The 1,238-nt window shown below is 59.0% G+C and carries 1 protein-coding gene; it reads left to right on the top strand.

Going from position 1 to position 1,238, the window contains the following annotated elements; genetic code table 11:
• The first annotated feature begins 61 nt into the window (after positions 1–61).
• Positions 62–1,197, top strand: a protein-coding gene (locus PQR67_RS38135) for an IS3 family transposase (protein ID WP_408467942.1) whose coding sequence is annotated in 2 segments (ribosomal slippage) — positions 62–320 and positions 320–1,197 — 1,137 coding nt in all. Because the reading frame shifts where the segments join, the coding sequence is not laid out codon by codon here.
• Positions 1,198–1,238: the final 41 nt, after the last annotated feature.

Raw genomic sequence — 1,238 nt, 5'->3', positions numbered from 1 at the left:
TGTAGTGGTCCAATGGTCCTGGACACCTCTAAAGGGGATAATTCTCCAACTGAGGTGAGAGATGAGCAGACGGAACATAACTGACGAATTCAAGGCTGAAGCGGTGCAACTGGTGGTTGCCCGAGGCTATTCATTCGCCAAGGCCTGTGAGGCGCTGAGTGTAGGAGACACGGCCTTGCGGCGATGGGTTGCACAGTGGCGGGCCGAACAGGCTGAGCCGCCGCGCACTGAGATTCAGGTCAAGGCCGACCAGCGACGCATCCGGGAACTGGAGGCGCGCGTGATCGAGCTCGAAAGGGAGCGCGAGATCCTAAAAAAGTCCACGGCCTTCTTCGTCAAGGAAATGGATCGCTCATCGAAGTGATCCATTCGCTGAAGAAGGCCTGGCCGGTGAGCGTGATGTGCGAGCTGCTGGAGGTGCCTCGAAGCAGCTATTACGCCGTTTCCATACGGCCCGCCAGAGCTGCTGCTGCGCCCGCACTGCTCAAGGCGGTGCGCGAAATTCACGGCGAAAGCCGCGCCAGCTATGGCAGTCGCAGAATGGCTCAGGCCTTGCAGCAGCGAGGCCACGCGATCGGGCGCTACCGTGCCCGATCGCTAATGCGCGAGGCACAACTGGCGGTGGCGCGACGACGAACGCACCGTTATCGCAAGGCTGACGGTGAAGCGCTGGTGGCTCCCAACCTGCTTGAGCGTCGGTTCGAGCCGCCGTCGATCAATCAGGTATGGGCGGGCGATATTACGTACGTGAGAACGCTTCAGGGCTGGTCCTATCTGGCCATCGTGATGGACCTGTATTCACGCCGTATCGTCGGCTGGGCGTTTGCGCAACTGCCCGATACGGTACTGGTTATCAGGGCTTTGCAGCAGGCGCGCGAGCATCGACGGCCGCCACCGGGCCTGATGTTCCACTCGGATCAGGGATGCCAGTACACCAGCGCGCACTTCGTGAATGAACTGAAGGCAAACGGCATCATCCAGAGCATGAGCAGAAAGGGGAACTGCTGGGATAACGCGCCGGTGGAGCGTTTCTTTAGAAGTCTCAAAAGCGAATGGATCGACGATAAAGGGTACCCCGACCACGCATATGCGGAACGCGACATCGGGGCCTACATCGACGACTTTTATAACTACAGGCGCATCCATTCAGCGGCAGACGGTCTGCCACCGGCACGATGCGAAGCTGCACTTTTTTAGAATTCGCCTTTCGGGGTGTCCAGGTTTACTTGACCACTACA

Origin of the sequence: Paraburkholderia fungorum (genome assembly GCF_046026025.1) — a bacterium.
In the GTDB taxonomy this organism is placed as follows: Bacteria; Pseudomonadota; Gammaproteobacteria; order Burkholderiales; family Burkholderiaceae; genus Paraburkholderia; species Paraburkholderia fungorum_E.
Note: the sequence above shows the minus strand (reverse complement) of the source record. Positions and strands in the feature narration are given on the sequence as shown.